Here is a 24,359-nt window from a genome sequence, read left to right as displayed (position 1 = left end):
CTCAGGCGTCGGCCCCTCGGGACCGACGCTTTTTGCTGCCCGCATCCGGATAGGCTGGATGCGTGTCCAGCGTCTCCCTCACCCTGATCGGCAAGCCGGGGTGCCACCTCTGCGATGACGCCCGTGAGGTGATCGGCGCCGTGATCGGCGACCTGCCTCCCGGAGCGCCGACCGTGGTGGTGGACGAGCGGAACATCCTGGAGGAGCCCGAGCTGCACGCGCAGTACGTCGAGGACATCCCCGTGGTGCTCGTCGATGGCAGGGTCCACACCTACTGGCGCGTCGATCCTGCGCGTCTCCGCACCGCACTCCTGGAGGTCCGATGACCATTCGCCATGTCGTCTCGTGGAAGCTCGCCACCTCGGATGATTCCGAGCGTGCGGAGCAGGCCGCGGCCGTGAAGGCCGGCCTGGAGTCGCTGCCGGCGACCATCCCGGAGATCCTCGCGCTGGAGGTCGGGGTGAACGCGCTGAGCGCGGACAACTTCGACGTCGTGCTGATCAGCGACTTCGCCGACGAGGATGCACTGCAGCGCTACGTCGACCACCCGGATCACCAGCGGGTCGCCGCGTACATCCGGTCGGTGGTCGGCGGTCGTTCCGCCGTCGACTTCCTCGTCTGACCCCTGACCTCGGCCGAAACACAATCGAGTCCGGACTTATGCACGGCTGACACGGGGTGTCGCGTGCAAAAGTCCGGACTCGATTATTCGGAGCCGGAGCCGGAGCCGGAGCTAGACGATGGGGGTGTCGTCGATCTCGGCGTCCGTGCGCCGGTAATCGGCGAGGAACTGGGCGTGCGAGGGGGCGTAGAGGGCCTTGACCAGGTCGCCGGCCTTCTCGCCGTCGCGCTCCTTCGCCGCCGCCGCGATCTCCGCGATGCGCGCGGGGAGGTCGTCGGTGTCGAACGGGCGCTGCCAGACGCTGATGTAGCGCAGCAGCTGCGGGCTGAGGCCCTCGCTCACGCTCACCAGGACGTCGTTGCCGGTGTTCCGCTCGAATTCGAGGAAGAACTCGTTGAGCGCGTGCCCGAGTGCGGGGAGGTCGCCGGACTTGGCGAGCTTCTTCGCCTCCTTGGCCAGCTTGTCGAGCCGTGAGACCGCCGCGTTGTCGAGCGCGGGGACCGCGTTGCGCGCCGCACGCTCGTGCAGGAGCCCGGAGATGTAGACGGCCTCGTCGATTGCGCGCATGTCGATCGGCGCGACGCGGGTGTACCGGTTCGGGGCCATCTCGACGAGTCCGATCTCGGCGAGCTTCATCAGCGCTTCGCGGATCGGGGTGCGGGAGACGCCGAGCCAGGCGGTCAGCTTCTCGTCGAGGAGGGTCTCACCCGGTTCGAGCGTGCCGTCGAGGATGCCGTCGTAGAGACGGTTGTACACGACATCGCGGAGGAGCTGACGCTCGACCGGCGCGGTGTCTTTGACGGGGAGCGGCATCAGTTCTCCTTCTTCTCGAGCGCGGCGAACTCGTCGACGAGCTGAGCGAGTGCTTTGGACCAGTAGCCGTCCACGGCGGTGGCCGCCTTGTCGGCGTTGCCGGCGACGGACGCCTCCACGATCGTGGTGAGGTACGGCAGGCTCGCCTCGAAGGCGCTGGTGCTGGGGGCCGCGATGAGCGCCCGGCGGATCTCGGGAAGGTGGCGGTTGAGCAGACGGGCGACGGTCTTGTTGTCGAGCCTGCGCACGTAGACGTTGATGAAGTCGTCGGCGAACGACTTGTCTCGGATGAGCGCCCCGAGGTCGTCTCCGCTGGTGGCCCTGGCGGCGAAGTCGCGCAGCGTGGCCTTGTCGTCGTCGGTGAGGAGGGCGGTGGAGTCGCGGACGACGCCGTGGAGGAGCGTGCCGACCGTTTCGATGAGCCCGCGCAGGCGGACGGTGTCGATCGGGGTGACGCGCGTGCGCTTCTGCGGCATGATCTCGACGAGGCCCATGGACGCGAGCTGGTTCAGCGCCTCGCGCACCGGAGTGCGGGACACCCCGACCCACTTCTCGATCTCAGCGTCGTAGAGCTGCTCGCCGGGGGTGAGATCGCCGTCGACGATCGCGTCGAGCAGGCGAAGGAAAACTTCGTCTCTGATGAGCCGTCGTGGGCTGACGGTCTCGGTAATGGGTACAGGCATACATGAATATTACATCCGCCGAGTTCGAATTCAAGCCATTGCGAGAACGAATGTCGCGGATGTGGGATCGGAGCGTCTGGGATGCAGATCGCTGTGGTGATGGATGCGGGAAGTTCACACTGTGAAGTCTCCCATGTCAAATATGAGTATAGCTTACGGGGGCGCCAACGCACGACGGGCGCGGCGTCCAGACCTGCTGGACGTCGCGCCCGGATGGACTCGAAGCGTGCCGATCAGAATTTGTTGCCGAGCGCCTTCGCTTTGAGCGCGTCGAACTCTCCGGCGCTGATGACGCCCTGGTCGAGCAGTTGCTTGGCCTTGGCGATGTCGTCGGCGGGGGAGGCGGAGGCGACCTGGCGGATGTAGTCGTCCGCCTGCGCCTGGGCCTGCTGCACATCCCGTGCCTGCCGCTCCGCCATGCCGCGGCCGCGCGCGATCAGGTAGACGAGCGCCGTGAGGAAGGGCAGGAAGATCAGGAAGATGACCCAGACTGCCTTCCACCAGCCGTTCAGCTTACGGTCGCGGAACAGGTCACCGATGATCGCGAACAGTGCGAACAGGTATGCGATGAACGCGAAGGCCCAGAAGATGAGCCAAATGACGTTCCAGAAGTTGTTCCACATGGTCTGACTGCCCTTCCGACGAGCCGCCCGGTGCGGCATCTGAGCACACGCTAGTGCTCGCGTCGGGCACGGCGCTAGCAAAACCAATCCAATGCATACATTGCGGACACCGCCTGTCGGAGGCAGCGGGTTAGGCTGACGCCATGCTGCCGCAGATCCCACCGCACACGTGGCGCGGCAGGAGCGCTGCTGCGACAGCGCTGTTCGTCCTCTGGCTGGTGGTCGGGGTGCCGGTGGCCGTGGCCGCCGGGCTCGTGCTGCTGGTGCTCGGTGTGGCGGTCGCCGTGGTCGCGCTGGTCGCCTGGCTGCTCTGGGCGGGGATCGCGTGGGTGTGGTTCGCGATCGTGCTGGCGCAGCGCATCCCGTACCCGTTCCGGCTGCTGCCGCCGGCGAACCGCCGGTCGCGTCGGCTCGCGGGCAGCTCGCTCTACCTGCAGCTCGCGCCGCGGCTCGTCGGCGGCGTCGCGCGCCTCGCCGGGGTGCTGTTCGGACCGCTACTGCTGGCGACGAGCATCGCCGGGCTGTTCTCCGCGCGCTGGCGTGCCCGCCCCTATCTCGCGGTGTTCACGCTTCCCGCCGTGCTCCGCAAGGTGGTGAATCTGGGGCGCAGACGCGGGCTGCTGCGCGACGGCCACGACGCGGACATCCTCCGCTACGACGCCTTCCTCTCGGGGGCGTTCCCGCACATCCTGGACTTCCTCGACTGGTGGCGCGACCCGCAGGCGCCCCGCGAGTACACGCCGTCCCCCGGGCTGGTGGATGTGCCGGCGGGACTCCTTGGCCTCGACCTCCAGCCGTATCCCGACCCGCTCGGCTATCCGGGGCTGGCCGCCGGCGCGCTCCGCCGCCACAGCATCCGGAGTCTGCGCGAGGTGTTCCTCAGCCAGCGTGAGATCGACGACCTCTGCGACCCCGACCTCGACGACCGGGCGGACGTGGGCCTCATCCGTGTGGCGAGCCGGGTGGATGCGCACGGGCTGCGGCACTGGATCGTCCAGTTCCCGAGCACCAAGTCCTGGCACCCGCGTGCCGGCGCCGCCCCCAACGACCTCACCGCCGATCTCGTGATCGGCGCAGAGCAGGAGCCGACCGCCACCCGCGCCGCCATCGCGACGATGCTGCATGCGGGCATCCGACCGGGCGAGCCCGTGTTGCTCGCCGGGTTCAGCCTCGGTGGCATGGTGGCGGCGCAGGTTGCCGACCGTGCGACCCGCGCCGGCCTCACCGTGGCGCATCTCGTGGTGGCGGGCACCCCGCTCGGGCGGGTGCACATCCCGGACGGTGTTCGGGTGCTCGCCATCGAGCACGTGCTCGACATCGTCCCGCGCATCGACGGCAGGGAGAACCCGGTGCGCCCGCCGCTCTCCGCGCAGGGGACGGACCGCTTCGTCACGGTGAAGGCCGGCCCGCTGCTCCCCGTCGGCTTCCGGCTCGGCGCGCTGCACCAGTCGACGGCGTACGCGGATACGGCGAAAGCCATCGAGGAGCAGTCACCGGATGCGCTCGTCGCGTCCATGCTCGACGAGCTCGCGGTGTACTTCGGCCAGGGCCAGACCGTCGTCGACCACGCCATGCTGCGCACGGGCGGCCTCGGTCCGCAGCCGTCCGTGCCGTTCTACCTGCACAGCACGGTGCAGGAGGGGATCACGCGCGGGACGCTCCGACAGACGCTCCGGCGCATCCCGGGTGTTATCGCGGTCGACGTCTACCAGTCGCGGGCGGGGTTCGCCACGACGATCCTCTGGAACGCCGACGTGCTCGTGCGCAGCCTGAAGCCGTGGTTCACCACGGTGGAGCGGTTCGCCGTCTACCGCGGCCTGCTGTCGCTCCTGAAGCGCCGCAGGGCGGTGGGCATCCACTTCCGGCTGCAGGCGAAGGAGACGCCGGGGGTCACCTGGGAGGCTACGGTGCAGCAGATGGCGGACGGGCAGTGGAGGGAGATCCTCGACGTCTCGTTCGACGACGCTGCTGCAGAGGCGGAGTTCGAGGATGCGTTCCCCGGCGGAGCGGCGCCGACGGTCGTGTTCTACCCGCCCTCGGCGTTCGACCCTGTCGTGGACACCGCATCCCGTCGCTGACCTGGTCGTAGGATGAGGCCCACGCGAACGAGGAGGTCACCGTGGGTCGTGAAGGGTACTGGACGACGGACCCGAAGGACGCGTTGCGCGTCGGTCCCGGTTTCCGGCTGGACGCTCAGGATGCGGCGGCGAAGCCCGGGTTCGACGGGCACAAGTCCGACGGGGAGTTGGCGCTCGCCGAGGGGGCCGGGATCCTCGCCGACCTCCAGGAGCGGCTGTACGCGGCGGGCACCGTCGGCGACAAGCGCAGCCTGCTGCTCGTGCTGCAGGCGATGGACACGGCAGGCAAGGGCGGCATCGTCTCCCATGTCGTCGGGGCGGTCAACCCCGGCGGGGTGCGGTACGCCGGGTTCAAGAAGCCGACGCCGGAAGAGCTGGCGCACGACTTCCTCTGGCGCGTGGACCGCGAGGTGCCGTCCGCAGGCCAGGTCGGGGTCTTCGACCGCTCGCACTACGAGGACGTGCTGATCGGGCGGGTGCGGCAGCTGGCCCCCGCCGACGAGATCGAGCGGCGCTACGGCGCGATCAACGGCTTCGAGGAGGAACTGCGGGAGAGCGGGACCACGATCGTGAAGGTGATGCTGCACCTCAGCAAGGACGAGCAGCGCGCCCGCCTGGCCGACCGGCTGGAGCGGCCGGAGAAGCAGTGGAAGTACAACCCGGGGGATGTGGACGAGCGGCAACTCTGGGACGAGTACCAGGCGGCGTACCAGGTGGTCTTCGACCGCACCTCGACGGACGGCGCTCCGTGGTACGTGGTTCCCGCCGACCGCAAATGGTATGCCCGGCTGGCGGTGCAGCACCTGCTCATTGATGCCCTGGAAGGCATGAACCTCGACTGGCCAGCGCCCGAGTACGACGTGGAGGAGGAGAAGAGGAGGCTCGCGGCGTCCTAGCGCCGATCAGCCGAACGCTTCGACCACCGGACGGAACTTCATCGTCGTCTCGACCAGCTCCCGCTCCGGCACGGAGTCCGCGACGATGCCGGCGCCGGCATATGCCGTGATGTCGCCGGACTCGGAGACCTGAGCGCAGCGCAGCGCGATGGCCCACTCGCCGTCTCCGTCTCCGCCGACCCAGCCGACGGGGCCGGCGTACCGGCCGCGGTCGAACGGTTCGAGCTCGTGGATGACAGCCATCGCATCCCGTGTCGGGGTGCCGGCGACAGCAGCGGTCGGGTGCAGGGCGTCGACCAGGTCGAGCGAACTGGACCCGTCGCTCAGGGTGCCCTGCACGTCGGTCGCGAGATGCCAGAGGTTCGGCAGCTTCAGCGTGAACGGCAGGTCGCTCGCCGCGAGATCCGCGCTGTGCTCACGCAGGGCGTCGACGACGCTCGAGACCGCGTACCGGTGCTCGTCCTGGTCTTTGGTGCTGCTGGCCAGGGTGACGGCGGCGTCGTGGTCGCTGACGCTGTCGGCCCCGCGGGAGATGGTGCCGGCGAGCACGCGTGCGCTGACGGTGCCGTGGTCGACGCGCACCAGGGTCTCCGGAGAGGAGCCGACGAGGCCGTCGACAGCGAACGTCCAGCACTCCGGGTAGCCGAGCGCCAGCTCGACCAGCGCGCGGCGCACGTCGGACTCGTGCGGGAGGTGGCCGGTGAGATCGCGGGCGAGCACGACCTTGCGCAGATCGCCGTGCCGGATGCGGTCGACGGCAGCCTGCACGGCGGCGCGGTAGCCCTCCTTGCCGAGCGAACCGGGAAGCAGGGTGAGGCGGTACTCGTCGCCGAACGGAGTGGGGCGGGGGAGCCGCGACGCGGCTGCGCCAGCGCCCTGTGCGCCGGTGCCGTCGCCGTCTGCGTCGTCTGCCGGACGGATGCGCGTGATCCAGCTGCGCCCGTCGCGGCGGCCGATCACGAATTCGGGCACGATCAGCACGCTCGGCGCTGTGCTGTCATCGGCGAAGGCGAACGTGCCGAACGCGACCAGCCCGGTGCCCGGCTTGCCGACGGCGTCGGTGACGGACGCCTGCGAGACGACCTCTCTCCATGCGGCGGCGGCAGCGCGCATCCGGTCGTTGCCGGAGAATTCGAGCCGCAGCGCCTCGCCGATGCCCGCCATTCCTTCTCCCTTGCGGAGCCACAGCAGCGGGTGCCTGGCGTCGAGGAAAGGGATGAGCTGACGAACGTCGTCGATGGGGGTGGTCTCGACCAGGAGTGCCGTTGCGCTCGATGTCCGGGGCGTGGTCGCTGTTGCTGTCACCCGATCAGCCTACGCCCGGGATGCTGGGCGCCGGATGCGCGCGGGCTGGGGGTTGTCGGGGCTGTGGTGCCATCTCAGACGAGCTCGGCGGGGGACGAGGCGAGGATCGCCGCCGCCCTGCGGTCGGAGCGCCGGTCGTGCAGGGCCGCGACTCCCGCGGCGGCGAAGAACAGCGCGACCATCGGCACGGCGAGGCCGACCATCGAGAGCACGTCTGCCGATGGCGTGGCGATGGCGGTGAACAGCGCGATGGCGATCACCGCCACCCGCCACGACCGCACGATGGTGGAGGCACGCAGCACGCCGACGAAGTTCAGCATCACCACCACGATCGGCAGCACGAACGCCACGCCGATCGCCACCACCAGCTTGAGCACGAAGTCGAAGTACGACTTGGCCTGCACGATCGCCGCATCCTGCTCGGGGGCGAACCCGGTGAGCACGCCGACCATGTGCGGAAGCACGAACCATCCGGCGAGGCACCCGGCGAGGAAGAGCGGGACGGCCGTGAAGAAGAAGCCGAACCCGTACAGCCGCTCCCTGCGGTCGAGCGCCGGGACGAGGAATGCCCACAGCTGGTAGAGCCAGACCGGGCTCGACACGATGACGCCGACGGTCATCGCCACCTGCATCTTGAGGTCGAATGCGCCGGTGATGGTGTCGTAGTTGAGCTCTGCGAGGCGGTGCTGGGTCGCGGCGACCTGCTCGATGGGGGCGCGGAGCGCATCCAGAACCGGGGTGGAGACGAACCAGCCCGCCACCACCCCGGCGAGCAGGGCGGCGGCCGAGCGGAACAGACGGCGGCGGAGCTCGGCGAGGTGCTGCGCGATGGCCATTCGGCCGGCCTCGGCCTTCGGCGTGCGCGTGCGCTTCTCTGCGCGCGCCGTCGTGCTCGTGCTCCGCCGCATGGTCAGACCTCGGTGCTGCCCTGGGTCTTCGGCTCGCCGTCGCGGCCGGTGAACTCGGGCTTCACTTCGTTCTTGAAGATGCGCATCGACTGTCCGAGGCTGCGCGCGAGGGCGGGGATCTTGGGGGCGCCGAACAAAAGGAGGATGACGGCGACGATGATGAGGGCGTGCCAGCCGTTGAGGTTCGCGAACATCGGGGGAGGCCTTTCTCGTGGAGGTTCGCGGCTGTTGCCGCCCGGTCACTCAAGCACATCAGACGTCTGATGTCCAGCGCGAATTGTGATACGGTCGCTCCCATGTTCGGTCTGACGTTCGACAAATTGATCGTCGTGGGAGTCATCGCAGCCTTCCTCGTCGGTCCGGCGCGGCTGCCCGGATACGCGGCCAAGCTGGGCGAGCTGGTGCGCAGGCTGCGAACCACGGCGGACGGTCTCAAGGAGCGCGTCGCCGACGAGGTCGGCCAGGACATCGACTGGCAGAAACTCGACCCGCGCCGCTACGATCCGCGCGCCATCGTGCGCAGTGCGCTGTTCGACGACGAGCAGCAGACGCCGCCCGCTCGCGCGGCCGAACCAGACTGACCACCCGCCGCGACCGCACCGCCCACCCCGGAACCCCCCCCGAAAGTGAGAGCATGTTCCTCGACCTGCCAGAGTCCGAACTCCGCGCGTACCGCAGTGCACAGACCGTCCCGGACGACTTCGACGAGTTCTGGGCGGGCACGATCGACGCTGCCGGCTCGCATCCACTGCTCAGGAGCGTCGTCCAGGTGGATGCCGGACTCGCCACGGTCGACGTGTTCGACGTGCGCTTCGGCGGCTTCGAGGGCGAGGAGATCGCGGCCTGGCTGCGCATCCCTCGCGGCGTGGACGGCCCGCTGCCCGCCGTGGTGCAGTTCCACGGCTACGGCCGCGGCCGCGGAGACGCCGTCGAGAACCTGCTCTGGGCGTCGGCCGGATACGCGCACTTCGAGATGGACACCCGCGGCCAGGGCTGGAGCGGGTCACGGGGCGTCACCCCGGACAGCGGATCGACGGCGCCGCAGATGCCCGGCTTCGTCACCAGGGGCGTCGAAGACAAGGCCACCTATTACTACCGCCGCCTGTTCACCGATGCGGTGCGCGCCGTGGAGGCCGCCCGCTCGTTCGAGGTCGTCGACGCGGAGCGGGTGGCGGTGCTCGGCGTGAGTCAGGGCGGGGGGATCGCGCTCGCCGTCGCCGGGTTGGTGCCCGGCATCGCGCAGGTTATCGCGCGGGTGCCGTTCCTCTGCGACTTCCCGCGCGCATCCGTGATCACCGACAGGATGCCGTTCCGCGAGATCGCCGACTACCTCGCGCACTTCCGCGACAGCGCGGAGCGGGTGCACCGCACCCTCTCCTACTTCGACGGCGTCAACTTCGCCGCGCGTGCCGATGCTCCCGCGACGTTCACGGTCGCGCTGATGGACCCGATCTGCCCGCCCTCGACCGTCTACGCCGCGTACAACGCGTACGCGGGGGAGAAGGTCATCCACAGCTGGACGTACAACGCCCACGAGGGCGGTGGCGTGGACGACGACGTGCTCTCACTCCGCGTGCTGCGCGACGCTTTCGCCGAGCCTGGTGCGGCCGAGCGCGGCGCACCTCAGGACGCGGTGCCCAGCCCCCTGCGCAACGGGATGTAGTGCTTCACGACCGCCTCGCGGTACGCCTCCACATCGCCGGCCTCCGCGGCGCGCAGCATATCGCCGTGCGCGCGGGCCGTCTCGTCGAGCCCGGCCGCCGGGGGAAGCCCGAGCCGCGGGTACACGACCGTGTTGACCTCCCAGAATGCCGTGACGAGCTGGCCGACGAGGGCGTTGTCGAGGTGGGCGAGCAGGGTGGAGTGGAAGGCGCGGTCCTCCTCGGCGAACGGCTCGCCGCGTCCGCTCTTGTCCTCCATCGCTGCGACCACGTCGTGCAGCACAGGATCGCTCGTGCCCTGCAGTGCTCTGCAGATCTGCTCCGCCATCGCGAGGTCGAGCGCTTCACGCACCTCGACCACCTCGCGCAGCGCGGCGAAGTCGTCCTCGGGGCCGAGCACGCCTCGGAAGACGAGGCCTTCCACCAGGGGAGCGAGGGACAATTGTCCGACGTACGTCCCGTACCCGTGGCGCACCTCGACGATGTCGAGGGCGGCGAGGGTCCGCATCGCCTCGCGGACGCTGGACCGGCTCACGCCGAGTTCGGAGCACAGCTCTGCTTCGGTGGGAAGGAGGTCCCCCGGTTGCAGGCGGTGGATGAGGATGTAGTCCTTGATCTGGTCAGTCACCGACGAACGGCGTTGGCTGGGGGCCGAGGAGAACATTCCTGTCGTGGTGGGCTCGATCGCCATTGTGGACTTGACCTTTCCGCGGGATGTGCACTACTTTCAGTATACCCACGTAGGACATCAGACGTCCGATCTCAGGAGAGGCAGTTCAATGTTGAGAGATTCACTCCAGAAGCAAACGAGCAGACGTACCTTCCTCGCAGCCACAGGAGCGGCAGGCATCGTCGCCGCGCTCGCAGCGTGCAGCGGCCCGCCATCGACCACCGGCAAGGCCGGAACCGCGGCAGCAGCGGGATCGGTCGACAAGAACGGCACCATCACAGCGGGCATGTCGTACGCGCTCGGCACCGGTTTCGATCCGATGACCACCACCGGCGCCCTCACGATGGCCGCCAACTGGCACACCCTCGAAGGACTGGTCGAGCTCGACCCGGTCACCCGCAAGGCGTACGCCGCCCTCGGCAAGGCGCTCCCGAAGCAGGTCGACAGCACGACCTACACGGTGTCCCTGCGCGACGGAGCCACCTTCCACGACGGCAGCACGGTCACCGTCGACGATGTCCTCTTCTCTTTCCAGCGCGTGCTCGACCCCGCGAACGCGTCGCTCTACGCCGGCTTCCTCCCGTTCCTCTCGCCGGACAGCGTCACCAAGGTCGACGACACGACCGTTCAGTTCAAGTCCGCGTACCCGTTCCCCCTGTTCGCGGAGCGCATCTCCGTGGTCAAGGTCGTGCCGAAGGCCATCGTCACCGCGGACCCGAAGGCGTTCGACGCCCTCCCCACCGGCACCGGCCCGTACAAGCTCACCGCCGCGACCGCGAACGACAAGCTCACCTTCGAGCGTCACGACGCGTACAACGGCTCCCGCCCGGCCCTCGCGGCGAGCATGACCTGGAACCTGCTTGCCGACCCGTCCGCCCGCGTCAGCGCGATGCAGTCCAAGCGCGTCAACGCGATCGAGGACGTGCCGTACCTCAACGTCGACGGGCTCTCCCGCGTCGTCAAGACCGACTCCGTGCAGTCGTTCGGCGTGCTGTTCATGATGTTCAACACCACCATGAAGCCGTTCGACGACAAGCGCGTCCGTCAGGCGCTCTTCTACGCGATCGACATGGACAAGCTGATCAAGAACGGGATGCTCGGGAACGCCGAAGCCGCATCCAGCTATGTGCAGAACGACCACCCCGACTACGTCAAGGCCAAGACGGTCTACAAGCACAACCCGGCCAAGGCAAAGTCGCTGCTGAAGGCCGCGGGCGTCTCCAACCTGTCGATCACGCTCCTCACCACCGACACCGGCTGGGTCAAGGACGTCGCCCCGCTGATCAAGGAGGACCTGGATGCGGTGGGCGTGAACACCACGCTCGACATCGGCCAGTCCGCCGGCCAGTACAAGAAGGTCGACAACAACCAGTTCGAGGTGATGGTCGCCCCCGGTGACCCCTCCGTCTTCGGAAACGACGCCGACCTGCTGCTGCGCTGGTTCTACGCCGACAACATCTGGTCGCAGAAGCGCTACCGCTGGAACTCCGGAGCCGAGTTCGACAAGCTGCAGAAACTCCTGAACGACGGCGCCCAGGCGACCGACCGCACGAAGCAGCTCGACATCTGGAGCCAGATCTACGACCTGGTCTCGGATGAGGTGCCGCTCTACCCCCTGCTGCACCGCAAGCTGCCGACCGCCTGGGACTCCACGGCGCTCAGCGACTTCAAGCCCATCTCGATGACCGGCCTGTCGTTCCTCGGCGTCGGACCCACGAAGTAGCGCCCAACGGCGGGGCCGGCCGCACCGGCCCCGCCGCCTCCCTCCAGCCCCTTTAGGAGTCACGCATGGTCGCACTCGTGCGCCTCGCAGGCAGGCGTCTGATCGCCCTGCCGTTCATGATCCTCGGGATCACCCTCTTGGTCTTCATCGTGCTGCAGTTCGCACCGACCGACCCGGCGACCAACGCTCTCGGAGAGAGCGCGCGCGACGCCGCCAAAGCCACCTGGCGGCAGGAGAACGGATACAACGATCCGCTCATCGTCCGCTACCTCGCGTTCCTCGGCCACCTCATCCAGGGCAACCTCGGTAACACCGTGCCGCCGAGCCAGTCGGTCAGCGGACTGATCGGGACCGCGTTCCCGCTCACCCTGCAGCTCACCTTCCTCGGCCTCATCATCGCGATCGTGCTCGCCGCCGTTCTCGGCGTGACGGCGGCCCTCTACCGCGACCGCTGGCCGGACCAGGTCATCCGCGTCGTCTCGATCGCCGGTATCGCCGTGCCGTCGTTCTGGCTCGCGATCCTGCTGATCCAGCAGTTCGCCCTCACCTGGCCCATCTTCCCGACCGGCGGATACACGTCCCCGCAGGACTCCTTCGGCGGCTGGCTGCAGTCGATGTTCCTGCCAGCCCTCGCGCTCGCGGTGCCGGTCGCCGCATCCCTCACCAGGGTGGTGCGCACCTCGATGGTGGAGGAGCTGGACCGCGACTACGTCCGCACCGCCATCGGCAGCGGCCTGCCTCGGAGCGTCGTGATCGGCCGCAACGTCTTCCGCAACGCCCTCATCACCCCGATCACCGTGCTCGGCCTGCGGGTCGGCTACCTGCTCGGCGGCGCGATCGTCATCGAGGTGATCTTCGACCTGCCCGGGATGGGCCAGCTCATCCTCAACGGTGTCACCGCGGGCGACACCAACCTGGTGCAGGGCGTCACCATCACGATCGCTCTCACCTTCGTGATCGTCAACACGATCGTCGACCTCCTCTATCTGGTGGTCAATCCTCGAATCAGGACGGTGTAACGATGCGTCGCACACTCGCCGATCGCCTCTCCGCCCCCGGACTGCGCTTCACGGCACTCCCTCTGTCCTCGAAGATCTCGCTGATCTTCTTCCTCATCGTGGTGCTCGCGGCGGTCTTCGCTCCGCTGATCGCCCCGCACGACCCGCTGAAATCGGGCGTGCCCGCCCAGCCGCCGTCGTTCGACAACTGGTTCGGCACCGACCGCAGCGGCCGCGACATCTTCTCGCGCCTCATCTACGGCGCCCGGTCGTCGCTCGCCATCGGCCTTGGCGCCACGGCCCTCGCGCTGGTCGTCGGCGGCATCATCGGGGCCGTCGCCGCGACGGCGCACCGGTGGGTCAACGAGGGCATCATGCGCATCCTGGACGTCATCATGTCGTTCCCGGGGATCGCGCTCGCCATCGTATTCGTCGCCGTGTTCGGCAAGAGCCTCCCCGTGCTCATCGCGACGATCGCCTTCCTCTATGTCCCGCAGCTGGCGCGCATCGTGCGGGCCAATGTGCTCAGCCAGTTCGGCGAGGACTACGTGGCGGCCGAGCGGGTGCTCGGCGCGCGCACCTCCTACATCCTGCTCAAGCATGTGTTCCGCAACTGCGCTGCCCCGATCCTCGTCTTCGCGACCATCCTCGTGGCGGACGCCATCGTGTTCGAGGCGAGCCTGTCGTTCATCGGCGCCGGTGTGCAGGAGCCGGCACCGTCGTGGGGCAACGTGATCTCGAGCGGCAAGAACCTGCTGCTCGCGGGCGGCTGGTGGGCGACGCTGTTCCCTGGCCTTCTCATCCTCATCACGGTGCTCGCACTGAACGTGCTCGCGGAAGGCCTGACGGATGCGATGGTGCGGCCGAGCATCCGCCGCCGTGCGGCAGCACCGGAGTCGCTCCCCACCGACGCGGGGACCGCATCCCTGGTCACCGCCGAGTCTCTCGACGAGGCAGGAGCCCTCGAAGAGGACGAGGAGAGCGCCATCGCCGACGACAGGCTCGACCCTGTTGCGCCCGACCCTGCGCTCGCCAGGCACCTGCAGAGCCTCGGCGCCGCGGAGAGCGTGCGGACCGACCGGCTGGTCTTCGACTCCGATGTGCCGCCGCTGCTGGAGGTGCAGAGCCTCAGCATCCGGTTCCCCGACCGCCACGGAGACGTGGACGTCGTCGACCGGCTCAGCTTCTCTGTGCGCCCGGGCGAGACGATGGCCATCGTCGGAGAGTCCGGCTCCGGCAAGAGCCTGTCCAGCCTCGCCGTGATGGGCCTGCTCCCGTCCAACGCCGAGGTGACCGGTCGCATCCTGTTCGAGGGCCGCGACCTGCTCACCATGACCGAGGCGGAGCGGAACGGCCTGCGCGGCCACGAGATGTCGATGGTCTACCAGGATGCGCTCAGCTCGCTGAACCCGTCCATGCTCATCCGGGCGCAGCTGAAGCAGCTGATCCGGCGCGGAGGGACACGCAGCGCGGAGGAGCTGATGGAGCTCGTCGGGCTCGACCCGGTGCGCACGCTGAAGAGCTATCCGCACGAGCTGTCCGGCGGTCAGCGGCAGCGCGTGCTCATCGCGATGGCACTCACCCGCAGCCCGAAGCTGGTCGTCGCCGACGAGCCGACCACGGCCCTGGATGTGACGGTGCAGGCCCAGATCATCGACCTGCTCAACGACCTGCGCGCCAAGCTCGGCTTCGCGCTCGTGTTCGTCAGCCACGACCTCGCGCTCGTCGCAGAGGTCGCCCACCGCATCACCGTCATGTACGCCGGGCAGGTGGTCGAGAGTGCGCAGACCGCCGAACTCCTGCTCCACCCGCAGCACGAGTACACCCGCGGGCTGCTCGGCTCCGTGCTCTCGATCGAGTCCGGGGCGACCAGGCTGCACCAGATCCCCGGCACCGTCCCGACACCGCGTGACTTCGCGAAGGGCGACCGGTTCGCATCCCGGTCGGTGGAGCGCCCGGGCGTCGGCCTCGACGTGCGACCGGAGCTGCGCCTCGTCGACGGCACAACAGACCACTACGTCGCCTCCCTGCCGGAGACGGCGAACGCTGAGAAGGGAGCGGCGCTGTGACCGGAGCTGACATCCTCACCCTGGACCACGTGCACGTCGTGCACACCGCCAGGACGGGCACGCTGTTCAAACCGGACAAGGTGCACGCCGTCAACGACGTGAGCCTGACCATCCGGCGCGGGGAGACCATCGGCATCGTCGGCGAGTCCGGCTGCGGCAAGTCGACGCTCGCCCGCGTGCTCGTCGGGCTGCAGCAGCCGACGGACGGCGACGTGCTCTACCAGGGCCGCAGCGTCCTCACCAGGGACCGCGCCACCAGGAAGGCGCTCGGCAAGGCGGTCTCGATCGTCTTCCAGGACCCCTCCACTGCGCTCAACGCCCGCATGACCATCCACGACATCCTGCGCGACCCGCTCGATGTGCACGGGATCGGCACCGGGTCGCAGCGGGAACGCCGCATCCTGGAGCTGCTCGACCTGGTCGGGCTGCCCCGCTCGGCGGCGGAGGTGCTGCCGAGCCACGTGTCCGGAGGCCAACGGCAGCGCGTCGCCATCGCCAGGGCGCTCGCGCTCGAACCGGACCTGATGGTCGCCGACGAGCCGACCAGCGCGCTGGACGTGTCTGTGCGCGCGCAGATCCTCAACCTCCTCAGCGACCTGAAGCAGCGCCTCGACCTGGCGATGGTCTTCATCTCGCACGACATCCAGACCGTTCGCTACGTCTCCGACCGCATCGTCGTCATGTACTACGGCCGGATCGTGGAGGAGGGGACAGCCGCCTCGGTGTTCGACGACCCGAGGGACGAATACACGAGGAAACTCCTCGGCGCCGCGCCATCGCTGCTCTGACAGAGCGCCACCCGTCGAACCACATCACGCCATCAGCACCGTCCAGCACCACCATTGGAGAGAACAGTGAGCAAGCCCAGCTTTTCCGGAGTCGTCCCACCCCTCGTCACGCCGTTCGCGGAGGACGGTTCGCTCGACGTCCCGTCGTTCGAACGCCTCATCGAATCCCAGATCGCGGCGGGAGTCGACGGCCTGTTCGCGCTCGGCTCGTCCGGCGAGGTGGGCTTCCTCACCGACGCCGCCCGTTCGGTCGTGCTGACGGAGGCCGTCCGCATCTCGGCCGGCCGGGTCCCCGTGCTGGCCGGCGTGAACGACATGTCGACGGCTCGCGTGATCGAGCAGATCCGCATCGCCGAGTTCGCCGGTGTGGATGCGGTGGTCGCCACCGTCCCGTTCTACGTCCGCCCGAACATCGTCGAGATCGAGTCGCACTTCCGCGCGCTCGCCGCGGCGACCAGCCTGCCGATCTTCGCCTACGACGTGCCGGTGCGCGTCAACGTCAAGCTGGAGCGCGACCTGCTGATCCGCCTCGGCGTGGACGGCGTGATCGCCGGAGTGAAGGATTCCAGCGGCGACGACGTCGGCTTCCGCCGTCTGGTCGCCGCGAACGAGGCCGCCGGCCGCCCGCTGATCCTGTTCACGGGCCACGAGATCGTCGTCGACGGCGCGCTGCTGGCCGGGGCCGACGGGGTCGTCCCCGGTCTCGGCAACGTGGATCCGGCGTCCTACGTGCGCCTGTACCACGCGGCGAAGGCCGGCGACTGGACGGAGGCCAAGCGCATCCAGGACCAGCTGGCGTCCCTCTTCGAGATCGTCTTCCAAGCGCACGGCGTCAGCGGAGAGGCGGCGGGCCTGGGCGCGTTCAAGACGGCACTTCAGGTCATCGGCATCATCGAGAGCAACCGGATGGCGCACCCGGTCCCGGCACTCGAAGGCGAGACGGTCGACCGCATCCGCGCCATCGTCGAGGAGTCGGGGCTGCTCGTTCGATGAGCGTCGCCGTGGGTGATGGTGCCGGTGCCGATACCGTGAACGGCACGACGTTCGCGGTCGGCATCGACATCGGTGGGACCAAGACCGCTGCCGGGCTGGTCGACCTCCCCACCGGGGCCGTCGTCGCCCGGCAGGAAGCACCCACACCCGCCACCTCGGGACCGGATGCGGTGCTCGCCACCGCGATCCACCTCGCCGAGCGGGTGCTCGCCGCCGCCCCCGCCTCCGCCTCCGTGGTCTCGGTCGGCGTCGGCGCTGCCGGCGTCATCGACCCCGTCGGCCGCGTGGTCGTCTCGGCGACCGACACCCTCCCCGGCTGGGCGGGCACCAGGATCGGCGAGGCCGTCGAGGCGGCCGTCGGTCTCCCCGTACTGGTCGAGAACGACGTGCACGCCCACGCGCTCGGCGAAGCGGGCCGGGGCGCCGGCCGCGGCCACCGCACGGTGCTGGTGGTCGCCGCGGGCACCGGCATCGGCGGAGCGCTCGTCTCGGACGGATCGCTCGTCCGGGGCGCCGGGCACGTCGCCGGGCACTACGGCCACCTGCCATCCGAGGAGGCGCACGGTCTGCCGTGCACCTGCGGACGGGCTGGTCACGTGGAGATGATCGCGGCAGGACCCGCGATCCTCGCCGAGTACCTCCGCGGCGGGGGAGCATCATCCACCCTGGACACCCGCGCGGTTTTCGCCCTCGCCGACCAGGGTGACGAGTGCGCGGCGACGACCATCCGGGTGGCCGCGACGGCCCTCGGCCGCACGATCGGCGGACTCGTGAACGCCATCGACCCCGACATCGTGGTGATCGGCGGTGGCCTCTCGGCGACGGGCGCGCGCTGGTGGGCGCCGCTGCGCGCCGGGATCGACCTGGAGACGATCCCCGCGGCGACGGGACGACCTGTGGTCGCCGCGGAGCTGGGCGGCGACGCAGCGATCGTCGGCGCGGCGCTGGCGTCCGCTGCTGCCGTCGCCGGCACCGCTGCCGCTACTTCCACCTCCATGTCCACCGCACCGAACGACCGACACGTTTCAGGAGAAGCACGATGAGAATCGCCCAGACACTCGAATCCCTGGCGGGCGGACTCATCGTCTCCTGCCAGGCGTACCCCGGCGAGCCGATGCGCAGCCCGGAGACGATGGCGCAGATCGCACAGTCGGCGGTCATCGGTGGCGCGGCGGGCATCCGGGCGCAGGGTCCTGGGGACATCGCGCTCATCCGGGAGCGGGTCGACCTTCCCCTGATCGGTCTGTGGAAGGCGGGCGACGCCGACGTCTTCATCACCCCGACCCTGCGCCACGCCGTGAGCGTGCACGCCGCGGGCGCGTCGATCGTCGCGCTCGACGGCACCCGTCGCGAACGCCCGGACGGTCTGACCCTCGCGGAGACGATCCACCGCCTGAAGGAGCTCACGGGCGCGACGGTGATGGCCGACGCCGGTTCCTTGGCCGACGCCATCGCCGCGGTCGAGGCCGGTGCCGACTGCGTCGGGACCACGCTCGCCGGCTACACCCCCGACCGTCCCAAGACCGACGGACCGGACCTGGAGCTGCTGGCCGAGGTCGCGCAGGCTGTGGACGTTCCGGTGATCGCCGAGGGCCGCATCCACACCCCGGAGCAGGCTGCTGCCGCCGTGGACGCCGGCGCGTACGCGGTCGTCGTCGGCACCGCGATCACCCATCCCGCCACGATCACCCGCTGGTTCGCGGACGCGGTCGCCCGATGAGCGACGCCGCCGGTCCGGGCCCTCTCGTCGCGCCAGGCCGACCCGGTGCGTCCGGGATGTCGGCGGGGTCGGATGTCGAGACGACGGGCGTGTTCGTCGGAGCGTACGCCGCCTCTCCGGCGCACTCGGCGTGGGACGCGCGCCTCGAGTCCGAGTTCTTCGACGAGCTGGATGCGGTGCCGGAGCTCCGGGGCGTCGAGCTGCCGTGGATGGGTGCGCTGCATCCGCACGACGACGCCTGGCTGCTGCGCTCGTTCCCGCGCCGGTTCGACGCCGTGCTCACGAGCATCCCCGGAACGATGAAGCGGCTGGGTACCACTCCTCTGTACGGTCTCGCCTCCCGCGATGCGGACGGTCGGGCCGCCGCGCTCGCCGAGGCCGGACGCATTCGCGGCGCGGTCCGCCGTCTCAACGACGCCGTCGGGCGACGCGCGGTGACCGCGGTGGAACTCCACAGTGCACCGTCGGCGGGCAGGGGCGACGTAGCGTCGCTCGCCGCATCCATCGCCGAGCTGTCCGCGGACGCCGACGCGTGGGACGGCGCGACGATCGCCATCGAGCACTGCGACGCGTTCGTGCCGTCGCACCAGCCGGAGAAGGGCTTCCTCGATCTGACGGACGAGCTCGCGGCCATCGCCGACCGGCCGGCGTGGGTGGGGCTCAGCATCAACTGGGGACGTTCCGCCATCGAGCTGCGCGACGGCGAACTCGTGACCGCGCACATCCGCCAGGCGGCAGCATCCGGACGCCTCCGCGGGCTGATGCTGTCCGGCGCGTCGGCGGAACTGTCGCCGTTCGGCGGACCGTGGGTGGATGCGCACCACCCGATGACCCCGTCCTCCTCCTTCCCGTACGGCGAACCGTCCTCGATGCTCACCGAGGACCTCCTCCGCGACGCCATCGCCGCCGCCGGCGCCGTCGACTGGCTGGGCTTCAAGTTCGGCTGGGCCGACCGCGAAGCCCCCGTCGAACCTCGTGTGGACATGATCGCGACGGCCGCTGCAGCTGTCACTGCCGCCTCACAGGGAGCTGGAATGCGTGGCGCAGCGGTGCCGCCTAAGCTAGGGGGGTGAGTAAGGCCGACCTCAGCAAGCAGCCCGCCCAGGTCGCCGCCATGTTCGATCAGGTGTCGACGCACTACGACAGGACCAACAATGTCCTCTCGATGGGCAACGCGGCACTCTGGCGTGTGGCGACGACCAAAGCCGTCGGCCCGCGCGCCGGCGAGACCATCCTCGATGTCGCGGCGGGCACCGGCACCTCCAGCGCGTCCCTCGCGAAGAACGGTGCGACCGTCGTCGCGGCCGACTTCTCCGAAGGGATGATCGAGGTAGGGCGGCGCCGTCAGGCCGACAACCCGTTCGTCCGCTTCGTGCAGGCCGACGCCACCCAGCTTCCGTTCGACGACGACGAGTTCGACGCCGTCACCATCTCCTTCGGCCTCCGCAACATCGTCGACCCCAAGAAGGCGCTCGCCGAGTTCTACCGCGTGACCAAGCCGGGCGGACGCGTCGTGATCTGCGAGTTCTCCCAGCCGCCGGCATCCATCGTGCGCACCGGATACTCCGCATACCTGCGGTTCGGGATGCCCGTGCTTGCCAAGCTGGCGAGCTCCAACCCCGCCGCATACGAATACCTGATGGACTCCATCGAGGCATGGCCGTCCCAGCCTGTGCTCGCCGACTGGCTGCGCGAGGCCGGGTTCGAGCACGTCGCATACCGCAACCTGACCGCCGGGATCGTCGCCCTGCACCGTGGCTACAAGCCGCGGGATGCGGGTGGAGCGCGCGCGGCGGAGGTCGCCGCTCCCGCCACGGCCGCGGTTGACGAGAAGCCCGCGGCGGAGAAGCCTGCGGCGGGGAAGCCCGCGGCGGAGAAGCCCGCCGAAAAGAGCGCAGCGGGGAAGCCCGCAGCCGTCAAGCCTGCGACGGCGAAGCCTGCCACGACGAAGCCTGCCCCCGCAAAGGCGAAGCCCACGACAGCGAAGGCCGCGACGGCCAAGCCCACGACCGCGAAAGCCACACCCGCCAAGGCGAAGCCCACGACTGCGAAGCCCGCACCCGCGAAGCCCACCAAGTCCGCGACGGCCAAGCCCGCGGCGGCCAAGCCCGCAGCCACCAAGCCCGCCGCCGCCAAAACTGCGGCCGCCAAGCCCGCCACCGCCAAGCCCACAACCACCAAGCCCGCCGGCTCCGACCGAGCGACGGGCACCACGGGGGCGTCGGCTTCCGGCGTCCCACCCGAGGGGGAGTAGTGCCACCAAGCGTCCCCGCTGTGCGGCGTACCGCGTCGCTGTCCAGCCAGATCGGTCTGACCGAGCGGATTTTCGCATCCGGTCAGGACAGGGAGCTCGCTGCCGCCGTCGATGCGGGGCTCGCGCTCGTGGAGGAGGGCCTGCACGCAGAGATGCGGTTCGCGGACAACCTCGCCGACGTCACCGCACGCTACCTGCTCGAGGCCGGCGGCAAGCGGGTGCGCCCCATGCTGACGCTGCTCACCGCGCAGCTCGGGCGGGGAAACACCCCCGAGGTGCTGCAGGCGGCGGAGGCCGTGGAGATCACGCACCTCGCATCCCTCTATCACGACGACGTCATGGACGACTCGCAGATGCGGCGCGGGGTTCCGAGCGCGCAGTTCGTGTGGGGGAACTCCGTCGCCGTGCTCACCGGAGACCTGCTGTTCGCCCGCGCGAGCAAGATGGTGTCTTCGCTGGGCGAGCGCGCCATCCAGTTGCAGGCCGACACTTTCGAGCGGCTGTGTCTCGGGCAACTGCACGAGACCATCGGACCCCAGGACGGCGAAGACCCCGTCGAGCACTACATCCGCGTGCTCGAGGACAAGACCGGCTCGCTGATCGCCGTCGCTGCGCAGATGGGCGTGGTGTTCGCGAAGGCTCCGGAAGAGTACGAGCAGCCCGTCGTGACGTTCGGCGAGAAGATCGGCGTCGCCTTCCAGATCATCGACGACGTGATCGACCTGTCGTCGAAGGGCGTCAAGGAGACAGGCAAGACGCCGGGCAACGACCTCCGCGCCGGTGTCGCCACCCTTCCCGTGCTGCGGCTGCGCGAGCTCGCTGAGACGGACCAGGGTGCGCGCAAGCTGCTCGATCGGCTCGAACGCGATGTGATCGGCACCGCGGAGGAGGGCGAGATCACCCCGGAGGCGACTGCCGCCATCGCAGCACTCCGCGACCACGAAGTGACCGCCCACACCCTGCAGGAAGCCCACCGCTGGGCCCGCGAGGCCGTCGAAGCGCTCGAACCGCTGCCGACCGGTCCCGTCAAGAAGGCGCTGATCCGCTTCGCGGACACCATCGTCGAACGTTCCAGCTGAGCAAGAAAGACACAACGAATGACCAAATTGCGACTGGCCATCGTCGGTGCAGGCCCCGCCGGCATTTACGCCGCGGACATCCTCCTCAAGGCGGAGCGCGCCTTCGACGTCTCCATCGACCTGTTCGAGCAGCTTCCCGCCCCATACGGTCTCGTGCGTTACGGGGTCGCCCCCGACCACCCGCGCATCAAGGGCATCATCACGGCTCTGCGTGAGGTGCTCGACCGCGGGGACATCCGCATCTTCGGCAACGTCACGTACGGCGAGGACATCACCCTCGACGACCTCAAGCGCCACTACAACGCCGTGATCTTCGCGACCGGGGCCGTGCACGACGCCGAGCTGGACATCCCCGGCATCGAGCTGGAGGGCTCGTACGGTGCCGCCGACTTCGTCAGCTGGTTCGACGGTCACCCGGATGTGCCGCGCACCTGGCCGCTGGAGGCCGAGTCCGTCGCCGTCATCGGCAACGGAAACGTCGCCCTCGACGTCTCGCGCATCCTGGCCAAGCACGCCGACGACCTGCTGCCCACCGAGATCCCGGACAACGTCTACGAGATCCTCAAGAACTCTCCCGTCACCGACGTGCACGTCTTCGGCCGCCGCGGGCCGGCCCAGGTGAAGTTCACCCCGCTGGAGCTCCGCGAGCTGGGCGAACTGCGCGACGTCGACATGATCCTCTACGACGAGGACTTCGACTACGACGAGCAGTCGAAGGCCGCCATCGCGAGCAACAAGCAGGTCATGGTGATCGACCGCGTGCTGCAGCAGTGGCGTCAGCGCGAGGTGGGGAACGCATCCCGTCGCCTGCACCTGCACTTCTACGCCAAGCCGCTCGAGGTCGTCGACGACGGGAACGGTCACGTGGCCGCGTTCCGGTACGAGCGCACCGAGTCGGACGGCGAGGGCGGCGTGCGCGGGACCGGCGAGATCCGCGAGGTGCCCATCCAGGCCATCTACCGCGCTGTCGGCTACTTCGGGTCGCCGCTTCCCGGCATCCCGTTCGACAAGAAGCACGGCGTGATCCCGAACCACGAGGGCCAGGTGCTGCGCAAGGGCGACAACGAGCGCATGTACGGCGTGTACGCCACCGGGTGGATCAAGCGTGGACCGGTGGGTCTCATCGGCCACACCAAGTCGGACGCCATGGAAACGATCAAGCATGTGATCAATGATCAAGGGAACTGGTGGTCGCCCACCGACCCCTCCGAGGAATCTGTGGAGAACCTGCTGCGCGAGCGGGGTGTGGAGTACACGAACCTCGACGGCTGGCACAATCTCGACACGCACGAGCAGGCACTCGGCGCCGAACGCGGCCGTGCCCGCGTCAAGGTCGTCCCGCGCGACGAGATGGTCCGGGTGTCGAACGCCACCCCGGTCGAGGCGTCCACCGAGAGCTGACGCTCGCGCGAACCCGCCGCGCCTGCCACGCTGGGGTCATGACGCGCGCGCAGGAGTGGTCGCCGGATGTGCTGGGGGAGCCGTTCGAGCAGCTCACGCTGCCGCTGAAACCGGATGCGGAGGGCGAGGTCGTCGCGACCCTCGTCCGCTATGCGCCCCCACCGCACCTCGCCGACCTGCGCCTGCTCCGCGCCGTCGCGGCCGACGCGGACGTGCTCTACGTGCACGGCTGGTCCGACTACTTCTTCCAGAAGGAGCTCGCCCGGTTCTGGCACGAGAACGGGGCGCGCTTCTTCGCCATCGACCTGCGCAAGTACGGCCGCAGCCTGCGTCCGTGGCAGACGCCGGGCTTCGTCGACGACCTCGCGACGTACGACGAGGAACTGGATGCGGCCATCTCGGTCATCCGCGAGAGCGCGCAGAAGGACCGCAAGCTCATCCTGCTCGGCCACTCGACGGGCGGCCTCACGCTCAGCCTCTGGGCCGACCGCCATCCCGGAAAAGCGGATGCGCTGGTGCTGAACAGCCCGTGGCTCGAGTTCCAGGCGCACTCGGCGGGGCGGGCCGCGTTGGCGCCGCTGATCGGCCTGCAGGCGCGCGTCGACCCGAAAGCCCCGCTGCCGAACGTCGACCTCGGCTTCTACACCAGGACGGTGTCGTCGACGATGGAGGGCGAGTGGGACTACAACCTCGACTGGCGGCCCGTGCGAGGCTTCGCGGTGCTGCCGGCGTGGCTGACGGCGGTGATGGCGGGGCATGCGCGCGTGGCGGCCGGCCTGCACATCGACGTCCCGGTGCTGACGATGGTTTCTGCGCGGTCGACGATCCTCCCGCGGTGGACGCCGGACATGATGAGCTCGGACATCGTTCTGGTCGTGGATGAGATCGCTCAGCGCGCGCTCAAGCTGGCGCCGACGGTCACGGTCTCGCGCATCGACGGGGCGATCCACGACATCTTCCTGTCGCGCGAGCCGGTGCGGCAGGCGGCGTACGCCGAAGTGCGGCGGTGGCTGCGCGGCTACCTGCGCTGAGCGCGGGGTGCTGCGGATGCGCGGGATGCGCCGGATGCGCGGCC

At 69.3% G+C, this 24,359-nt stretch carries 25 protein-coding genes; 18 read left to right on the top strand and 7 right to left on the bottom strand.

Features of this window, described 5'->3' with window-relative positions; translation table 11 throughout:
* Window positions 1-62: 62 nt before the first annotated feature.
* Both AC1ROC_RS14200 and AC1ROC_RS14195 read left to right on the top strand, forming a co-directional pair.
* Window positions 63-326 carry a glutaredoxin family protein gene (locus tag AC1ROC_RS14200; RefSeq protein WP_085368761.1) on the top strand — a complete coding sequence of 88 codons (264 nt, stop codon included), beginning with the start codon at window positions 63-65 and terminating at the stop codon, window positions 324-326.
* On the top strand, window positions 323-622 hold the full coding sequence (locus AC1ROC_RS14195; RefSeq protein ID WP_085368760.1) for a Dabb family protein: 300 nt from the start codon (window positions 323-325) through the stop codon (window positions 620-622). The genes AC1ROC_RS14200 and AC1ROC_RS14195 overlap by 4 nt, the downstream gene beginning before the upstream one ends.
* 111 nt (window positions 623-733) lie before the next feature.
* Here the strand turns inward: AC1ROC_RS14195 and AC1ROC_RS14190 are convergent, their stop codons facing one another.
* The 3 genes from AC1ROC_RS14190 to AC1ROC_RS14180 form a co-directional block, all read right to left on the bottom strand.
* Complete coding sequence (locus tag AC1ROC_RS14190; RefSeq protein WP_085368759.1) at window positions 734-1,435, bottom strand: GntR family transcriptional regulator; 702 nt, start codon at window positions 1,433-1,435, stop codon at window positions 734-736.
* Entirely contained in the window at window positions 1,435-2,118 is a 684-nt protein-coding gene (locus AC1ROC_RS14185) for a GntR family transcriptional regulator (RefSeq protein ID WP_493000908.1), read from the bottom strand. Before AC1ROC_RS14185 ends, AC1ROC_RS14190 begins: the two co-directional genes overlap by 1 nt.
* A gap of 233 nt (window positions 2,119-2,351) precedes the next feature.
* Complete coding sequence (locus AC1ROC_RS14180; RefSeq protein WP_493000906.1) at window positions 2,352-2,741, bottom strand: SHOCT domain-containing protein; 390 nt, start codon at window positions 2,739-2,741, stop codon at window positions 2,352-2,354.
* 143 nt (window positions 2,742-2,884) lie between these two features.
* Between AC1ROC_RS14180 and AC1ROC_RS14175 the strand changes: the two genes are divergently transcribed.
* Together AC1ROC_RS14175 and AC1ROC_RS14170 are read left to right on the top strand one after the other, a co-directional pair.
* Window positions 2,885-4,819 carry a thioesterase domain-containing protein gene (locus tag AC1ROC_RS14175; protein ID WP_493000904.1) on the top strand — a complete coding sequence of 645 codons (1,935 nt, stop codon included), beginning with the start codon at window positions 2,885-2,887 and terminating at the stop codon, window positions 4,817-4,819.
* A 41-nt stretch (window positions 4,820-4,860) separates the two neighbouring features.
* On the top strand, window positions 4,861-5,715 hold the full coding sequence (locus AC1ROC_RS14170; protein ID WP_085368755.1) for a polyphosphate kinase 2 family protein: 855 nt from the start codon (window positions 4,861-4,863) through the stop codon (window positions 5,713-5,715).
* Window positions 5,716-5,721: 6 nt separating this feature from the next.
* Here AC1ROC_RS14170 and AC1ROC_RS14165 read toward each other — a convergent pair whose 3' ends face one another.
* From AC1ROC_RS14165 to tatA, 3 genes are all read right to left on the bottom strand, one after another.
* Entirely contained in the window at window positions 5,722-7,020 is a 1,299-nt protein-coding gene (locus AC1ROC_RS14165; RefSeq protein WP_256921894.1) for an isochorismate synthase, read from the bottom strand.
* Between the two features lie 74 nt (window positions 7,021-7,094).
* Window positions 7,095-7,928 carry a twin-arginine translocase subunit TatC gene (gene tatC, locus AC1ROC_RS14160; RefSeq protein ID WP_493000901.1) on the bottom strand — a complete coding sequence of 278 codons (834 nt, stop codon included), beginning with the start codon at window positions 7,926-7,928 and terminating at the stop codon, window positions 7,095-7,097.
* Between the two features lie 2 nt (window positions 7,929-7,930).
* Window positions 7,931-8,122 carry a twin-arginine translocase TatA/TatE family subunit gene (gene tatA, locus AC1ROC_RS14155; protein WP_085368754.1) on the bottom strand — a complete coding sequence of 64 codons (192 nt, stop codon included), beginning with the start codon at window positions 8,120-8,122 and terminating at the stop codon, window positions 7,931-7,933.
* Between the two features lie 102 nt (window positions 8,123-8,224).
* Between tatA and AC1ROC_RS14150 the strand changes: the two genes are divergently transcribed.
* Complete coding sequence (locus AC1ROC_RS14150) at window positions 8,225-8,509, top strand: Sec-independent protein translocase subunit TatA/TatB (RefSeq protein WP_085368753.1); 285 nt, start codon at window positions 8,225-8,227, stop codon at window positions 8,507-8,509.
* Window positions 8,510-8,562: 53 nt separating this feature from the next.
* The gene (locus AC1ROC_RS14145) at window positions 8,563-9,591 is read left to right on the top strand and encodes an acetylxylan esterase (RefSeq protein WP_493000899.1); all 1,029 of its coding nucleotides are present in this window, start codon (window positions 8,563-8,565) and stop codon (window positions 9,589-9,591) included.
* Here the strand turns inward: AC1ROC_RS14145 and AC1ROC_RS14140 are convergent.
* The gene (locus tag AC1ROC_RS14140) at window positions 9,552-10,217 is read right to left on the bottom strand and encodes a FadR/GntR family transcriptional regulator (protein ID WP_256921892.1); all 666 of its coding nucleotides are present in this window, start codon (window positions 10,215-10,217) and stop codon (window positions 9,552-9,554) included. The two genes, AC1ROC_RS14145 and AC1ROC_RS14140, sit on opposite strands and share 40 nt — an antisense overlap.
* A gap of 151 nt (window positions 10,218-10,368) precedes the next feature.
* On the opposite strand from AC1ROC_RS14140, the gene AC1ROC_RS14135 reads away from it, so the two are divergent.
* The 12 genes from AC1ROC_RS14135 to AC1ROC_RS14080 all read left to right on the top strand — a co-directional run bounded on the left by AC1ROC_RS14135 (window position 10,369) and on the right by AC1ROC_RS14080 (window position 24,315).
* Window positions 10,369-11,982, top strand: coding sequence for an ABC transporter substrate-binding protein (locus AC1ROC_RS14135; protein ID WP_085368750.1), 1,614 nt, complete (start codon window positions 10,369-10,371; stop codon window positions 11,980-11,982).
* Window positions 11,983-12,047: 65 nt separating this feature from the next.
* The gene (locus AC1ROC_RS14130; protein WP_493000896.1) at window positions 12,048-13,001 is read left to right on the top strand and encodes an ABC transporter permease; all 954 of its coding nucleotides are present in this window, start codon (window positions 12,048-12,050) and stop codon (window positions 12,999-13,001) included.
* Between the two features lie 2 nt (window positions 13,002-13,003).
* Complete coding sequence (locus AC1ROC_RS14125) at window positions 13,004-15,049, top strand: dipeptide/oligopeptide/nickel ABC transporter permease/ATP-binding protein (protein ID WP_493000894.1); 2,046 nt, start codon at window positions 13,004-13,006, stop codon at window positions 15,047-15,049.
* Complete coding sequence (locus tag AC1ROC_RS14120) at window positions 15,046-15,837, top strand: ATP-binding cassette domain-containing protein (RefSeq protein ID WP_493000892.1); 792 nt, start codon at window positions 15,046-15,048, stop codon at window positions 15,835-15,837. The genes AC1ROC_RS14125 and AC1ROC_RS14120 overlap by 4 nt, the downstream gene beginning before the upstream one ends.
* Before the next feature lie 66 nt (window positions 15,838-15,903).
* A complete protein-coding gene (locus AC1ROC_RS14115) occupies window positions 15,904-16,830 on the top strand; it encodes a dihydrodipicolinate synthase family protein (protein ID WP_143465671.1) in 927 nt (308 codons plus the stop codon).
* Entirely contained in the window at window positions 16,827-17,873 is a 1,047-nt protein-coding gene (locus AC1ROC_RS14110; RefSeq protein WP_493000890.1) for an ROK family protein, read from the top strand. Before AC1ROC_RS14115 ends, AC1ROC_RS14110 begins: the two co-directional genes overlap by 4 nt.
* The gene (locus tag AC1ROC_RS14105; protein ID WP_085368745.1) at window positions 17,870-18,550 is read left to right on the top strand and encodes an N-acetylmannosamine-6-phosphate 2-epimerase; all 681 of its coding nucleotides are present in this window, start codon (window positions 17,870-17,872) and stop codon (window positions 18,548-18,550) included. The genes AC1ROC_RS14110 and AC1ROC_RS14105 overlap by 4 nt, the downstream gene beginning before the upstream one ends.
* A complete protein-coding gene (locus AC1ROC_RS14100; RefSeq protein WP_493000888.1) occupies window positions 18,547-19,623 on the top strand; it encodes a DUF4862 family protein in 1,077 nt (358 codons plus the stop codon). The genes AC1ROC_RS14105 and AC1ROC_RS14100 overlap by 4 nt, the downstream gene beginning before the upstream one ends.
* Window positions 19,620-20,804: a bifunctional demethylmenaquinone methyltransferase/2-methoxy-6-polyprenyl-1,4-benzoquinol methylase UbiE gene (gene ubiE / locus AC1ROC_RS14095; protein WP_493000886.1), complete on the top strand. Its 1,185-nt coding sequence runs from the start codon at window positions 19,620-19,622 to the stop codon at window positions 20,802-20,804. The genes AC1ROC_RS14100 and ubiE overlap by 4 nt, the downstream gene beginning before the upstream one ends.
* Window positions 20,804-21,883 carry a polyprenyl synthetase family protein gene (locus tag AC1ROC_RS14090; protein WP_493000884.1) on the top strand — a complete coding sequence of 360 codons (1,080 nt, stop codon included), beginning with the start codon at window positions 20,804-20,806 and terminating at the stop codon, window positions 21,881-21,883. The genes ubiE and AC1ROC_RS14090 overlap by 1 nt, the downstream gene beginning before the upstream one ends.
* An 18-nt stretch (window positions 21,884-21,901) precedes the next feature.
* Complete coding sequence (locus tag AC1ROC_RS14085) at window positions 21,902-23,284, top strand: FAD-dependent oxidoreductase (RefSeq protein ID WP_168688572.1); 1,383 nt, start codon at window positions 21,902-21,904, stop codon at window positions 23,282-23,284.
* Between the two features lie 38 nt (window positions 23,285-23,322).
* Entirely contained in the window at window positions 23,323-24,315 is a 993-nt protein-coding gene (locus tag AC1ROC_RS14080; protein WP_085368740.1) for an alpha/beta hydrolase, read from the top strand.
* Window positions 24,316-24,359: the final 44 nt, after the last annotated feature.

It is taken from the genome of Leifsonia sp. GW821-FHT13C05, assembly GCF_058806515.1.
Note: the sequence above shows the minus strand (reverse complement) of the source record. Positions and strands in the feature narration are given on the sequence as shown.

Excerpts from the sequence above, each read along its gene's own strand:
- AC1ROC_RS14195 (WP_085368760.1), top strand. The coding sequence starts at position 323 with ATGACCATTCGCCATGTCGTCTCGTGGAAGCTCGCCACCTCGGATGAT.
- AC1ROC_RS14190 (WP_085368759.1), bottom strand. The coding sequence starts at position 1,435 with ATGCCGCTCCCCGTCAAAGACACCGCGCCGGTCGAGCGTCAGCTCCTC.
- AC1ROC_RS14185 (WP_493000908.1), bottom strand. The coding sequence starts at position 2,118 with ATGCCTGTACCCATTACCGAGACCGTCAGCCCACGACGGCTCATCAGA.
- AC1ROC_RS14180 (WP_493000906.1), bottom strand. The coding sequence starts at position 2,741 with ATGTGGAACAACTTCTGGAACGTCATTTGGCTCATCTTCTGGGCCTTC.
- AC1ROC_RS14175 (WP_493000904.1), top strand. The coding sequence starts at position 2,885 with ATGCTGCCGCAGATCCCACCGCACACGTGGCGCGGCAGGAGCGCTGCT.
- tatC (WP_493000901.1), bottom strand. The coding sequence starts at position 7,928 with ATGCGGCGGAGCACGAGCACGACGGCGCGCGCAGAGAAGCGCACGCGC.
- tatA (WP_085368754.1), bottom strand. The coding sequence starts at position 8,122 with ATGTTCGCGAACCTCAACGGCTGGCACGCCCTCATCATCGTCGCCGTC.
- AC1ROC_RS14150 (WP_085368753.1), top strand. The coding sequence starts at position 8,225 with ATGTTCGGTCTGACGTTCGACAAATTGATCGTCGTGGGAGTCATCGCA.
- AC1ROC_RS14145 (WP_493000899.1), top strand. The coding sequence starts at position 8,563 with ATGTTCCTCGACCTGCCAGAGTCCGAACTCCGCGCGTACCGCAGTGCA.
- AC1ROC_RS14135 (WP_085368750.1), top strand. The coding sequence starts at position 10,369 with ATGTTGAGAGATTCACTCCAGAAGCAAACGAGCAGACGTACCTTCCTC.
- AC1ROC_RS14130 (WP_493000896.1), top strand. The coding sequence starts at position 12,048 with ATGGTCGCACTCGTGCGCCTCGCAGGCAGGCGTCTGATCGCCCTGCCG.
- AC1ROC_RS14125 (WP_493000894.1), top strand. The coding sequence starts at position 13,004 with ATGCGTCGCACACTCGCCGATCGCCTCTCCGCCCCCGGACTGCGCTTC.
- AC1ROC_RS14110 (WP_493000890.1), top strand. The coding sequence starts at position 16,827 with ATGAGCGTCGCCGTGGGTGATGGTGCCGGTGCCGATACCGTGAACGGC.
- AC1ROC_RS14105 (WP_085368745.1), top strand. The coding sequence starts at position 17,870 with ATGAGAATCGCCCAGACACTCGAATCCCTGGCGGGCGGACTCATCGTC.
- AC1ROC_RS14100 (WP_493000888.1), top strand. The coding sequence starts at position 18,547 with ATGAGCGACGCCGCCGGTCCGGGCCCTCTCGTCGCGCCAGGCCGACCC.
- AC1ROC_RS14085 (WP_168688572.1), top strand. The coding sequence starts at position 21,902 with ATGACCAAATTGCGACTGGCCATCGTCGGTGCAGGCCCCGCCGGCATT.
- AC1ROC_RS14080 (WP_085368740.1), top strand. The coding sequence starts at position 23,323 with ATGACGCGCGCGCAGGAGTGGTCGCCGGATGTGCTGGGGGAGCCGTTC.